Here is a 13,134-nt window from a genome sequence, read left to right as displayed (position 1 = left end):
GCCCAATGCCCAATGCCCAATGCCCAATGCCCAATGCCCAATGCCCAATGCCCAATGCCCAATGCCCAATGCCCAATGCCCAATGCCCAATGCCCCATGCTCAATGCCCAATGCCCAATTCCCAAGTTCACACAAACATTCTTAAAGAATTTGGGTATTTGGTACGCCAGTTTGGTATTTCTTAAAAAGTCTGAACATTAGGAGAATCGCATTATGACTAGTAAAACGAATAATTCCCCAGTTGCCGACAGTGGAGCTAAACCTCCCTACGCCTTTCGCACAGGCTGGGCACTGTTATTGTTGGCTATTAACTTCCTGGTAGCAGCCTACTACTTCCACATTATTCAATAATTAGAAGTGGAGTGGTGCTGCTCAAATCGTCCCTTTGAATAAACCTTTGGGACGAATGAGCAGCACCAAAATCATGATCAACAGTGCTACACCTTGTTTATACTGTGAACCCAGCCAAGGGGTGCTAATTTCTTGGACGATGCCAATAATAAAAGCCGCCGCGATCGCACCGTAGGGGTTGCCAATCCCACCAAGTATTACTGAGGCAAATAATGGTAAAATTAAGAACCATCCCATATTCGGGCGGACGGCTGTAAGTAACCCATACATACTGCCGCCCAATGACGTAAGAGTGCCAGCGATTAGCCAAGTCCAGAAAATTACTCGATCAACATTGATACCGGAAATTCTGGCTAAGTCCAGATCGTCAGCAACTGCTCGCATCGCCTTACCAATTTTGGTATTTTGCAGCAGGTAATGCAGCGCCAAAATTGCTAGCACCGCCAGCCCTAATACTAATAATTGATTTTGCGGCACCTTTAAACCCAAAATATCTAAAGCTGGACTAACAGGTAAATTATAATTTTGGTTCTTGCCACCCCAGATAAAAATAATCCCATTGCGGAGAAATAAGGCAAGTCCGATAGAAATAATAATCAGCGTCGTGGAAGTAGCACGGATAGAGCGCATTTTTGACCAGAGTAACTTTTCTGATAACAGCATTGCTGCTACTGTTCCCGCCGTCGCCAGGATCATCGACAGCCAAATATTGACTCCAATAGAGTTTATCAGCCACGTCAGATAGGCTCCTAAAGTTAAAAAGTCACCATGAGCAAAGTTAGATAGCCGTAAAATTCCATAGGTAAGAGTGAGTCCGACTGCGGCTAGAGCAATAATGCTCCCCACTGCAATCCCATTAACGATTAGTTGGGCGAATTGGGTATCCATAAATCTTAAGTTGCTTTAAAAAATTTTAGGTTAGTGGTTCATATAATAATTTTTTTGGTCTAGCTGCTAAACTTGACATCATAAGTTATGGTTTATAACAACATAAATTATGCTTTAGAAATAAAAATTATGAGTTATAAATAAATAAATCATTGTCCGCTAATATACATAGAATCCTGTTCGGATTTTTATGTGAAGCTAAACTTGTTCACCGGTCTAGTTGATCATGCAACAGTATTCAAGCTTACCAGACCAGAACTCACAGACAGATGCAACACCAAAAGTTTTGACAACAATTCAGCAACTTCGCACAGAGCTGTGGCTAGAGAGCAGCTTGAACCAGTTGCAAAGTCGCCTTAATTGCCTGCTTTCTGTTTGTAACACTGTCCCACAGGCAGAAGCCGCACAAGCGGAAGTTTTCCAAACTGTGGTTAACGAGATTAACAGTGCTGTTCACAGGAGTAATCTGGCACTGACAGATTGTACCGTAGGCATCGCTCTGTTTCAACCACAAGAAACTGTGGCCACAGTTTGCTATGTTTGTCGTTCTCCATCCGCAAACTCATTTCTAAAAGTGCTGACAGCAGAAAAAAAGCTGCTGTTGAGATTGCAAGAGGTTATAGAAGTCGAAGATTTACAACACCTTGAGAATCAACAACCACCAGGCGCTTGGCCGTTAGCTGATGATTCTGGCAGTATCATGGGCTGGTTAATTATCGCCGCAGCGCCCCTGAACTCTGATCGGGAGTCGCTCATAGAATCACAGGCTCAACTCAGATCAGAATTGATGGCAAGGTCTGCCAAGCAGTGTACGACAGCCTTGCTACAACTTAGCCACATCCTATCTTCGCAGCAACGAAATGAACAGTTAACTAGCTCTAATCAAGAATTAGAGTACACCAATCAACTGAAAAATCAGTTTCTAGCAAATACCAGTCACGAAATTCGCACACCGCTTAGTTCTATAATCCTGTCTAGCGACCTGCTTTTAACGCCAGGGTACGAACTAACTAGAGAACGCCAGCAAGAGTATTTAAATATCATTCAATCTAGCGGCAAGCACTTGCTAGCTTTAATTAATGATATTTTGGATCTCTCTAAAATTGAAGCAAATCAGCTGGACGTACACTGGGAAACAGTAGAGGTGGAACTGTTGTGTAAGAATGTTTTGATGCTGGTGAGAGAGAAAGCTGTTAATAAGGGTTTGAAACTGTACCTAAAAATTGACCCTGATATTACAACCCTAGTAGCCGATCCCTTACGACTCAAGCAAATGCTGTTGAATTTACTCTTCAACGCCCTAAAGTTTACCAGTAAAGGAAGTGTTGGCTTAGAGGTTGCCCCCAAAGGTGTATTTGTGCATTTTACAGTTTGGGATACTGGCACTGGCATTTCCGAAGAAGACCAAGCTCAATTGTTTCAACCCTATTTCCAAATCCCCAAGGCTATAGCTGGTGTTGAAGGTACTGGTTTGGGTTTAGCAGTGACTCGGAAACTCGCCCAAATTCACGGTGGTTCTGTGACTTTGGAATCGGAAGTAGATCACGGCTGCCGTTTTACCCTCGTACTTCCCCTTAAGCAAGATGCGGGAGTGGGAGGAGATGAGGAAGTAGGGAAAGCAAAATTTTCCTCATCTGTTCTGCCTTTTACCCCTAGTTCTTGTGTAGATATTTTGCTGGTAGAAAATGACTTCCCCAACGCTCATTTGATGCAAATTTATCTACGTGAATTGGGATATCAGGTGACTTGGGCCAAGAATGCTACTGAGATGTGGCAAACTCTAACACAATTAGATCCAGCGTTGATTTTAATGGATGTCTACCTGGCAGATGGAAATGGTCTTAACTTGGTGCAACAACTGCGAGAAAATCAGCAATATGGGAAGATTCCGATAATTATCCAAACAGCAATGGCGATGAAAGGCGATCGCGAAATTTGTCTAGCAACTGGAGTAAATGACTATATTTCTAAACCGATTGATTCAACACTTTTAGCCAGTCTGGTGGCGAAGTACAGCAAACCATCAATAATGGGGGAAACAAGGGAGTAGGGGGAAATGATTACAATAGAAATTGCTAGGTGCTATAGGGTTTTGGCAGGATTGGGAAATGATGTTGACAGAAAAATTTGAGCAATTAATAGGCTTATTTAGAGAAATGGAGCAGGCGTTGATTGCCTACTCTGGGGGCGTTGATAGCACTTTGGTTGCCAAAATTGCTTTTGATGTGTTGGGCGATCGCGCTTTGGCTGTCACGGCTGTTTCTCCTTCGCTGTTACCAGAAGAGTTGGAAGACGCCAAAATTCAAGCTGCAACGATTGGGATTCCTCATAAAATCGTCCAGACTCACGAGATGGAAAATCCCAACTACACCTCTAACCCTGTTAATCGCTGTTATTTTTGCAAAAGTGAGTTGCACGACACTCTCAAACCTTTAGCTTTAGAGTTGGGTTATCCCTATGTTGTGGATGGGGTGAATGCCGATGATTTGCATGATTATCGCCCAGGAATTCAGGCGGCGAAAGAAAGAGGGGCGCGATCGCCTTTAGCAGAAATCGGTGTCACCAAATTAGAAGTCCGCCAACTTTCGCAACAACTCGGTTTAGCTTGGTGGGATAAACCTGCTCAACCTTGCCTCAGTTCCCGTTTTCCTTATGGGGAAGAGATTACTGTCGCTAAGTTGCAACGAGTCGGCAGAGGAGAAATTTATCTGCGAAAACTAGGTTGGGAGAATTTGCGCGTGCGATCGCAAGGGGATACAGCACGCATTGAATTACCATCAGAACAAATTAAAGAGTTTGTGTTGACTACCGATTTACAAATATTAATTTCCGCATTTCAAGATTTGGGATTTATCTACGTAACCTTAGATTTGGAAGGTTATCGCAGTGGGAAGTTGAATCAGGTTTTGAATCAGGAAGCCTTGGGCGTTCAAATAATTCGTAATTCGTAATGACGCTCTCTAGGAGACGCTGCGCGAACGAATACTCGCTAACGTTACGCTAACGTAATTCGTAATTCGTAATTAAGTTTTGAAAATATACCAGATGAGAAACAAGATTCTTGCTCCCTCTCCTTACCAAGGAGAGGGTTGGGGTGAGGTTTTGCAAGGCTTTGTACACTCATTGAGATGCTCCGGCTCAATTCTCACGCTGAGTCAGCTTGTATTCTATCTGCTGTAGTGCCGAGCGCCACACATCATATCCCTCTTGAGACAGATGTAACCCATCTGTAGTCAACTCTGGGCGCAAATTGCCTTCCATATCCGTAAACCAGCTATAAATATTTAGATAATTAGCGCCTTCTTGTTTAGCAATCACAGTTAGTTGGATGTTGATGTGACGAATGCGGCTATTGGAAACTTTTGGTAGGCGAGTAGGCAAAATTGATTCGACAATGATTTGAGCGCGTGGGTGAGTTTGCCGTAAGCGGTGGATAATTCGGCGATAATTACGCAAAATTGTTTCATCACTAGCGCCTTTGCGTAAGTCGTTAATCCCAGCCATGATGTAAATCACATTCGGCCGGGTTGCCGAAAAGGCCCCCAACCTTTTTAAAACACCACTGGAAGTATCTCCAGATATGCCTTGATTTAGCCACAATTGACCAGTAGGCAGTTTTTCTCTAGGAAACCACATACTCAAAGAATCACCAACTAAGATACTTAGATGATTTGCACCTTGACCTTGAGCGATCGCTCTCGCTTCTAAAGCTAATAAACTTTTCCAGTCATCATAAGTTAGTTGACGTTTCTTGATCGACTCCCACAAAGATTGCAAATTACCATTATCTACGCGTGTATAAATCTGACCTGTTTTCAGAGCCGCCAATCTTTGGTAGTAAAGTTCATTGCCAGATGTCAGTGAGAAACCAGGTGGTTGGCCGCTAGAGTTGAGTAGTGACTCTGTTGGGGCTGGTAATCCCTGACTGCCGGGTTCTGCTAAAGAGATATCAACGCTCTTGATATTCTTCTCACCTACTGTTGGCTGCAAACTTTTTAGGGGTTGCAATACTTGGCCGCTGAGTTCTGGGAAGGAGATATCAACACTCTTGATAATTTTTGTACTGACTATTGTCTGCGAACCCTGTTTTAAGTTCCATAGGAATCTAGAATTTTCTGGCAGGACAATCGACAGATGTGGAAGAGCCGATGCGGGTATTGCCAATCCTGTTAACAAACCTGCTGCCAACAGATAAGGGTCCTTCATCGCTTTGTCTCTCCTCTACTCACTGCTTTTCCCTATGACAGCATTACTTGCCTGTATTCAGGAAAATTTTACTTCGGTTAAGTTATTATTCTTATTTATACTGTGTAGCTCTGTAAAGCGTGTTTACGATATTATATTTGACATTTTACGATCTCTTTAAAGTACGGCTTTATCCGTGGTATACAAATCTTCTTTTTGAGGATATTTCTACTGAAAGCACTGTTTTCATCAGCCACCACTTTTGATAACTCATTCGTATTAGTAGATACTCCGCACAGGATTACCAAGTAAGTAAGTGCCAGCTAAATCTAGTACCAATAGGCCATTATCTCCCAGTACGCTTTTAAATTCATCGGCAAAAGGTAGAAACCACTCAATATATTTTTCAGCAGTTTCATTACCGTATTCTTTTTTTCGTGTCAGAGCAAATGGAGGTGAGATGATAATTAAATTAATACTATTATCATTAATGAATTTAATAAGTTTAAGGCTATCACCTAAATATGCTGATCCGTTCTGCTGGGTATAATAGGGATTAAAAATTATTTCTTTTGGTGGCGTTATTGGTTCTTCTTGCAAGAGTTATAAAATTATCTCGTTTTTTATAGTTATAACTTGTTTTAGTATTGTCAAAGTATTTAATTTTAAAGTTATTTTTTTAAGGCAGACAGAAGTCGGAGCGGTGGCTTCGGCTATTTTTCTGGTGGGAAGGTCTTGGATTTGGAAGTTGATGTTAAAGGTGGGGTCAAATAAGGTAGACCAGAGGTATGGAAAGGGAGACAATTACGGTTGAAGAACTGCTGCAACGTTATGCTGTTGGCGAGCGGGATTTTAGAAAGATCCACTTGATCTTCGATGAGTACGAGCGGTATGAGAGCGGAGAGGTTAAGGTCGATGAGTCTGGCAATAGGGAAGGGTGTTTGCGTGGAACTAATTTGAGCAGGGTGGACTTCCGATGTTCCAACTTGAGAGCCATTCGGATGTACTCCCAAGGCTTGATTCTCTGCCATGCCAACTTGTCGAAGCTGGATTTGAGCGTTTTCTGGTTCACAGGTAGCAACCTGAGTGGGGCAAACCTGAGTGGAGCAGATATCTTCCGCGCTACTTTTATTCGTGCTAATTTGAGTGGAGCCAAACTGGATAGAGTGATTGCCACTGAAGCTACGTTCACTAGTGCTAATCTCACTAGTGCTAGCTTCATCAAAGCTACTTTGACTAACGCTCACTTTGGTGAAGTTGATTTGACCACTGTTAATTTCAGGAATGCTAGAAACGCTTACTTCCCGGAGGCTATTCTCAAAGACACCATTATGCCAGATGGTAGTTTGCAGAGCAGCTAGATTTGGCTCAAACTCATCTAAAGATGCTAAGAGTTTAGTTGTACGAGTTTGCGATCGCTAGTAGGTTGGGTTGAGGAACGTAGCTTGCTTCCCGCAGGGTAAACCAATATTGATGACCAATATCTCAGCACAAATTTCTAAAATAATTCACAACCATAATTAACTATACAAATCTTTCTGCATCATCAATATCCGCCTCAATTATTGATGATTTTGTCATCGCTCAAACAACAGCAGAAACAAGGCTAGCTTGCACCAATGTATTACGCTTTGATGCAAAGCAATTGCGTAGCTTGCTTCCACGTACTCCTGCGGAGGACAAGCTACGCGGAGCGTCTCGTAGAGAAGTGGTACGACTTGGCTCAGTGACCGCCGCAGGCATCGGCTGACAATAAGCCACTGGTTAACTATAAAATAAAGACAAATCAATCAAAGGGGGTGTTTATGGCAACCCAACTCACTAAAGCTAAATCTTCAACAGAACTGGTAATATCTTGGGAAGCATTGCCGGCAGATTTTTACCTAGAGGATGAACCAGTGGAAAATACAGGTCAGCCACTATTAGCTGGTGCTTTGCGCGAAAGCCTTGAGATCAGTGGTTTCATCCAACCGCAGATGTTGATCGCCTCGAATTTTGGACTTTGTGCGACCATAAATGGGCAATTTGTGGCTAAAGCACCCGACTGGGTTTATGTGCGATCGGTAAATCAGGTTTTGGCAGAACGCAAAAACTATACACCCAATTTAGAGGGTGATATTCCGGCAATTGTGATGGAATTTATATCTGAGACTGAAGGTGGAGAATATTCTTTTAAGCGAACCTATCCACCAGGAAAATGGTTTTTTTATGAGCAGATTCTTCAAGTCCCAATTTACCTGATTTTTGACCCAAATGGCGGTTTGTTAGAATTTTACCAACTCGAAAACAGCCGCTACGAGTTAAAGCAACCTGATGAAAATGGCCGTCATTGGATTGATTCAATGGGTTTATTTCTGGGAACTTGGCAAGGAATAAAAGAAGCCCGTACTGGTTACTGGTTGCGCTGGTGGGATGAGGCAGGTAATTTGTTACTTTGGGCAGTGGAACAAATTGAACAGGAACGTCAACGCGCCGAACAAGAACGTCAGCAAAAAGAACGGCTAATTGCCTATTTACAATCTCAAGGTATTGATCCAAATAATTTGCCATAGCATATATAGACAAAATTTTCAAGTATTTCTGTGACTAAGTTTAAGCAAAGAATTGCTGGGTTGCCTATGCAGGAGTGGCGCGTCATGCAAAAATTCCAGCATGGGTGAAAAAGCTAATCGAGCAGAAAAAAGCAAGAGAGGAAAAAAATAGCGTTTTTGATGAATCAAAAAACAAAATTATTCGTCATTTAAACTATCAATTCCCGACCTATTTCTACTGGAGGATGATTTATGTCATCACAACTGCTGCGATTTATATCTTTGGGCGGTCTTGGCTTATCTTTGTGTCTGGGCAATTCCGCAGCAATGGCGCAATATGATTCTAGTGGCGAAGGTGTAGTAGTACCAACACTACCATCAGGTGGTACATCAAGACCAGTCCCAATAGACACATCAACAGGCATACCACCTTCAACCTCGGCTGACGGTACAACTCGGTTTAGCTGTCAGAATTACAATGGTCAGTATACTGTCATGTATCAGCCACAAAGTCAATCAGGACAATTCTTTCCTTGGGCGGCACCTGCGGCTTTGGGTGGTGGTTGGGACGCACAAAGGCGTTGTGCAGCAATTGCCAGTCGTTTAGAACTTTATCGTCCAGATGGCTTACAAGAACTCCAGACAGCTGTTGAAAATAACGAAAATATTGTCTGCGTCACAACTGAAGCTAACCCAACCTGTAGAATTGTGCTGACAGTACCGCGTGGGAAAGATCCTTATGTTATCCGCAATAGCGTTTTCCAAAACTTGACTACTGCTGACAGTGGACAACAGACTATAGCCGTTAACACTTATGGCGATCGCAGTAGTGGAGGCAACGAATTATATAATTTAGGACGCACACTTCTGGGCAGTGGCAATAATCGGGTTACTTCATCTAGAGATGGAATTAATCTGAAACCTTTCCTCGATCGCAAAGATGGCGGTACTGGAAACAATTTGCGGAGTGGAGTAGCAATTGGTCGTCAGTCTCAGCCTAACAATGCTCGTCTAAATCCTGGTAAGTTCCGCTAATTGATACTTCATTACTCGATATAAAACAGTTCAGTTAAGAAGAATTATAGGGTGGGCAAACAGCTTACCCTAATTTTTATTGGAGTAAGATTTTACACCAATCTCAATAAAGCTATTTTTGCAGGGTGGGCAATATTTACGGATGCTGAACATCTTGATTTGATGCTTGTGCAGTACCCACCATCGGGTTATGCTAACTTTCAGAATTAGGAATTAGATTTGTTGTTTTAACCTTTTTGATAGCTGTTTCTTAATCTAGGTGGGATAGTTTGAGAATGCCCAATTAAGAACTAATACTAAAAAGTTATGTAACTGTCTTCTGACAACCTCTAGGAACATCAGTTTAGAAGGCATATTTGATATTGTGTTTACCGGAGATCTTGGTGTAGCGATGCCTGCGGTGGTCACTGAGCCAAGTCAAAGTGCGGGCTATGCCTACGCTCTAATTGCAAAGATACGCTTTGCAGTTAAGGGTCTTTTACTGGCAACAAAAATGGCATTTACACTCCAAATTTTTCCCACTTCCGATTTTGAATAGCCCTCAGACTTCTGATACTGTTCGTTTCTCAGCAGTACTAAATCGTTTACGACTAATGATCGATACCGAAAAAATTGGGAGTTATAGCTAAATCCTCTGATCTTTACCCACTCTGAATCTACCGCATAACTAACTTATGGTAACTACTAATACAATGCGCTTTTGCCAATTCAATGCTTCTTTAAATCGCAGCGATCAAGCAGGAAAAACTATTCCTAATGTGGGATTACAGGCACAAACTACCTTCGTTACTGGCTTTATTCCCTCTGGCGCTGCGGGAACAGTGAATCGCGTACAGACTCCATTGGGTGTCCTATCGGTGCGGCCGGTGCGCCTGCGCTCCCTTATCTGCGGGAACAGTGAATCGCGTACAGACTCCATTGGGTGGACTTTCTGGTGTCACATATGATGCTGCCAATAACCGCTACTATGCGATCTCAGATGATCGCTCTCAAGTTGCCCCTGCCCGCTTTTATACCTTCACTGCGGATACGGGAGTGACTTTTACCAATGTCACACCCTTGAAAGATACCAAGGGTAACTTCTTTACACTCAATAGCCTTGACCCAGAAGGCATTGCTTTAACTAAGAATGGCACAGTCTTCATCTCTTCAGAGGGCGAAGTTAATCCGGGTGCAGGTCGCGTTACCAATCCCTTTATTAAAGAATTTTCCTTGAAAACAGGGCAAGAAGTGCGATCATTACTCCTTCCCACAAAGTTTCTACCAGTGGTACAGGATACCAACGGCAATGGTGCGATCGATGCAGGTGATACGCAGACATCAGGCGTTTATAACAACTTAGCATTTGAAAGCCTCACGATTACACCTGACCAAAAAACCCTATTCACCGCTACTGAAAACGCGCTATCCCAAGATGGATTAATCGCTTCACTCACCAGTGGTAGCCGTTCCCGGATTCTGCAATACAATCTGGTTACAGGAAAGCCAGAAAAGGAATATCTCTATATTACTGATGCAATTGCTCAAGCGCCCAACCCTAAGACAGGCTCAAGTAACAATGGTTTAGCAGATTTACTGGCGATCGATAACCGGGGAACCTTCCTAGCGTTGGAACGCTCTTTTTCTGCGGGTGTAGGCAACACCATCAAAATCTACGAAGTTTCTCTACAAGGTGCAACAGACATTAGCACCATAAACTCACTCAGCAGTTTGAGTGCTGCACAACTAGCAGCAATCAAACCTGCTCAAAAACGTCTGCTGTTGAATTTAAATGACCTAAATCTGCCGACTGATGCCAATCACCCCACTGGAGTCGATAACATTGAGGGTATTACCTTCGGACCGAAACTAGCAGATGGTCGTCAATCCATTGTGCTGGTGAGTGACAACAACTTTGGTAGTACCCAATATACCCAAATCCTGACTTTGGGTGCAGATTTGGTTCCTACTGCTGCACCCACAGTAGAAACCCGTCCCGATTTATTTGATGATCCGGCACTTCCCACATCTCAACGTGCAGATGCTGATGATCCTGCCATTTATGTTAATGCCACAAATGCTGCCGATAGCCTAGTATTGACCTCAGTTAAAAATGCTGGACTGCGGGTTTATGACCTGTCTGGTAATTTGTTGCAGACAGTTAATCCTGGTGGGATTCGCTACAACAATATTGATCTGCAATACGGTTTTAAATTAGGTAATCAATCAATAGATATTGCCGTAGCTAGCGATCGCGGCAATGATAAACTAGCAATCTTCAAAATTAACCCCAACCCCTCCACCCCCGGTCAATACCTGGAAAATATCACCGATAACAATATTGGTACTATCTTCCAAGCATCACCTTTTCAACCTCCCTATTCTGCATCAACTCGCAGTTCTTACGGAGTTACCCTCTACCGTAGCCCCGTAACCAATGATTACTATGTCTTTACCAGTCGCCGGGAAACTGGAGATATAGCTCAGTTCAAACTGGTAGACAAAGGTAATGGCAAAATTGGGACTGAACTGGTACGGGAATTTACCATCCCCTCACCCACAAAAGAAGGCCCTTCTCCCCAAACAGAGGGTATGGTAGTTGACCAAGAAACCGGCTTTCTCTACATAGCCCAAGAAGATGTAGGCATCTGGAAATTCCAGGCAGAACCGGACGGTGGTACAACAGGCAAATTGATTGATCGCGTCCGTTTTGAAGGTGGTTCTCACCTCACCGATGACGCAGAAGGATTGACTATTTATTACGGCAAAAACGGCACAGGCTACCTGCTAGCATCCAGCCAAGGCGATAGCACCTTTGTTGCCTACACTCGTGAAGGTAACAACAAATACGTGGGTAACTTTGCCATTGGCAACAATGGGTCAATTGACAGTGTACAAGAGTCAGACGGTGCAGATGTAATTAACGTGCCACTGGGGCCTAACTTCCCATTTGGTTTATTTGTCACCCAAGATGGTTCCAATCAACCTGCCAAAACAATAGATGGCGAAATGTCAACTCTAACTTTAAGCTAGTGCCTTGGGAGAATATAGCCAATGCCTTGCCCAATTCTCTACATATCGACCCCAGTGGTTACGATCCTCGCAATCCTGTTCCCCGGATTAACCTAACGGTTTTTGGTTCTAGCAACAGCAATACTGTGAATCTTCAACCAGGAAAATTCTTTTCTGGCGGTGACGGAGCAGACTTTATAGAGGCTACTAAGAGGTAACACAATCCTGGCTGGAAACGGTGATGACACAGTGCTTGCAGGCAGTGACTTTTCAGTATCCGGGAATGACGGTAACGATCAGATATTTATTGGTCAAAACGGCCCGGCTCAAAATACTAGTGCTGATGGTGGCAATGGTAATGATGTTATTACCGTGGTGGAAGCTAGTGGGAGCAATAATTTGTTTGGGGCGGCAGGTAATGATAGTCTTACAGTAATTGAAGGTTCTCGTCAATCATTATTCGGTGGTTCAGGCAATGATATCCTCACTAGTGGCGGTAGCAATAACCGTCTCTACGGTGGTTCTGGAGATGACAAACTCTTCTCTAATGCTAATGATTCGCTATTCGGTGGCGATGGTAATGATCTGCTATTTGCCGGTCAACAGGGTCGCGATCGCTACGGAGGGCTGCGCGATCGCCTGAGTGGTGGTACTGGTGCTGACCAATTTTGGATTGCTAACGGCAGTCTGCCAGCTAGCAAGAACATTATTACTGATTTTACAGTTGGGATTGATAAAATCGGGCTGGGCGGTGTTGGCGTCACTCAATTTAGTGGGCTAACACTGTTACAAGAGGGTAGTACCACTACCGTAAAAACCGGAAATACAGAGTTGGTTTCATTGCTAGGAATTACCTCAACTAGCCTGAGTGCAAATGACTTCGTTTTCTCTGTTAGCGTCGTGGCTTAGGAATAAGAATTAAATAAGATACAGGCTTACCTCACCCTCAATCCCTCTCCGATATATTGGAGAGGGAAGCTAGAGACAGGATGAAGTTTTTCATTTTATTTAATCCACGTTGACTGGTTAAGAGCCTCCAGGCTGGGAATCCATCTTGGGAGGCTCCGCTTCCTCTTTCTTGACCAGAGGCAGCAGCATCGCTAGTCAATTCAAACTGAAAAATCAAGTTTTCAGGACTTACGCATTGACAATA

General features: G+C 43.3%; 8 protein-coding genes and 3 pseudogenes. 8 read left to right on the top strand and 3 right to left on the bottom strand.

Features of this window, described 5'->3' with window-relative positions:
* A pseudogene (locus V7K15_RS29040) lies at positions 1 to 185 on the top strand (hypothetical protein); the annotation flags it as partial.
* A gap of 28 nt (positions 186 to 213) precedes the next feature.
* Positions 214 to 351 (top strand): photosystem I protein PsaX, encoded by a 138-nt coding sequence (locus tag V7K15_RS29035; protein ID WP_334911337.1) that lies wholly within the window; start codon positions 214 to 216, stop codon positions 349 to 351.
* A gap of 21 nt (positions 352 to 372) precedes the next feature.
* Here V7K15_RS29035 and V7K15_RS29030 read toward each other — a convergent pair whose 3' ends face one another.
* Complete coding sequence (locus V7K15_RS29030) at positions 373 to 1,239, bottom strand: branched-chain amino acid ABC transporter permease (RefSeq protein WP_334911335.1); 867 nt, start codon at positions 1,237 to 1,239, stop codon at positions 373 to 375.
* Between the two features lie 226 nt (positions 1,240 to 1,465).
* On the opposite strand from V7K15_RS29030, the gene hrmK reads away from it, so the two are divergent.
* Positions 1,466 to 3,289, top strand: a complete 1,824-nt coding sequence (hrmK, locus tag V7K15_RS29025; protein WP_334911333.1) for a hybrid histidine kinase/response regulator HrmK — start codon at positions 1,466 to 1,468, stop codon at positions 3,287 to 3,289.
* 58 nt (positions 3,290 to 3,347) lie between these two features.
* Positions 3,348 to 4,190 (top strand): ATP-dependent sacrificial sulfur transferase LarE, encoded by an 843-nt coding sequence (gene larE / locus V7K15_RS29020; protein ID WP_334911331.1) that lies wholly within the window; start codon positions 3,348 to 3,350, stop codon positions 4,188 to 4,190.
* Between the two features lie 187 nt (positions 4,191 to 4,377).
* On the opposite strand, the gene V7K15_RS29015 is transcribed toward larE, so the two are convergent.
* Together V7K15_RS29015 and V7K15_RS29010 are read right to left on the bottom strand one after the other, a co-directional pair.
* Positions 4,378 to 5,445 carry an SGNH/GDSL hydrolase family protein gene (locus tag V7K15_RS29015; protein WP_334911329.1) on the bottom strand — a complete coding sequence of 356 codons (1,068 nt, stop codon included), beginning with the start codon at positions 5,443 to 5,445 and terminating at the stop codon, positions 4,378 to 4,380.
* Positions 5,446 to 5,706: 261 nt separating this feature from the next.
* Positions 5,707 to 6,024, bottom strand: a pseudogene (locus V7K15_RS29010) (DNA methyltransferase); the annotation flags it as partial.
* 188 nt (positions 6,025 to 6,212) lie between these two features.
* Here V7K15_RS29010 and V7K15_RS29005 point away from each other — a divergent pair.
* From V7K15_RS29005 to V7K15_RS28990, 4 genes and pseudogenes are all read left to right on the top strand, one after another.
* On the top strand, positions 6,213 to 6,785 hold the full coding sequence (locus tag V7K15_RS29005) for a pentapeptide repeat-containing protein (RefSeq protein WP_334911327.1): 573 nt from the start codon (positions 6,213 to 6,215) through the stop codon (positions 6,783 to 6,785).
* A gap of 444 nt (positions 6,786 to 7,229) precedes the next feature.
* Complete coding sequence (locus V7K15_RS29000) at positions 7,230 to 7,976, top strand: Uma2 family endonuclease (RefSeq protein ID WP_334911325.1); 747 nt, start codon at positions 7,230 to 7,232, stop codon at positions 7,974 to 7,976.
* A 231-nt stretch (positions 7,977 to 8,207) separates the two neighbouring features.
* Entirely contained in the window at positions 8,208 to 8,990 is a 783-nt protein-coding gene (locus tag V7K15_RS28995) for a COP23 domain-containing protein (protein ID WP_334911323.1), read from the top strand.
* Between the two features lie 758 nt (positions 8,991 to 9,748).
* Positions 9,749 to 12,890: pseudogene (locus V7K15_RS28990) on the top strand (phytase).
* Positions 12,891 to 13,134 lie beyond the last annotated feature (244 nt).

It is taken from the genome of Nostoc sp. (genome assembly GCF_036919815.1).
In the GTDB taxonomy this organism is placed as follows: domain Bacteria; phylum Cyanobacteriota; class Cyanobacteriia; order Cyanobacteriales; family Nostocaceae; genus Nostoc.
This window is presented reverse-complemented; position numbering and strand designations above follow the sequence as displayed.